The sequence below is a fragment of the Tsukamurella conjunctivitidis genome, assembly GCF_007858475.1.
Classification (GTDB): Bacteria; Actinomycetota; Actinomycetes; order Mycobacteriales; family Mycobacteriaceae; genus Tsukamurella; species Tsukamurella conjunctivitidis.
Window position 1 is genome coordinate 1 of sequence record NZ_VIGX01000089.1, and the last position, 725, is coordinate 725.

General features: G+C 60.0%; 2 protein-coding genes. Both read left to right on the plus strand.

Annotated features, from left to right (window positions below):
* Positions 1–305, plus strand: a 305-nt coding sequence (locus FK530_RS26055) for a hypothetical protein (protein WP_158645201.1), incomplete at its 5' end; no start/stop codon positions are given.
* Between the two features lie 184 nt (positions 306–489).
* On the plus strand, positions 490–725 hold a 236-nt coding region (locus FK530_RS26450; RefSeq protein ID WP_205124251.1), incomplete at its 3' end, for a hypothetical protein.

The window sequence follows — 725 nt, forward strand, 5'->3', positions numbered from 1 at the left end:
AGGTCTTCTGCTACTCCGATCTGGGGTCCGGCTCCTTCGACAACGAGAAGACCTTGGACTTCCTCGACGCGAAGCTGGTCGACATCATGCTGCGCGGGGACGCCTACGACGATGAGCAGCTGACGGGCGTCCTCATGAAGGACATCCCCAAGGATGCCCCGATGGCGATGATCATCCTCATGAACACCTCCCGCAGGCTGGCTCAGTTCCTGCTCGTCCTCATCGAGGGGTACAACGACATGGGCCTGGACATCCGCAAGGAACTCGTTGAGTACTGCACCGAGCACAAGGACCGGGGTGCCTGACATGCCTCAGGAGAAGCAGGTCCCCCTTGCTGCGCGAGATCACCTCGGACGTGGAGGCCGACCCACGGCTCACCGAACCATCGAAGGAGATCTGAAACGAAACTGTTCGGCTTTCGGAGTCAATGTCGTCAGCCTGAAGCGCCCGGGAGACTTGGATGGTATCTACCTTCATCAGAGGCGTCAGATGTTCCTTGATTCGACAATGACAAGCGGCTGGGAACGCGTCCCGGTCCTCCTTCACGAGATGCTCCATGCACTTCGGTTCGACAACGGACCACAAGCGCCGACAGTCGAGGCGCAACTGGACCGCTGCGTCGCCCTCTTGCTCATCGACCCACAGGAGTGGCAGGAAGCCGTCGACCAAGTTGGTACCGATGTCCTGGCCCTTAGCAAGAGGCTCGATCTCGCGTGCTGGGTGGT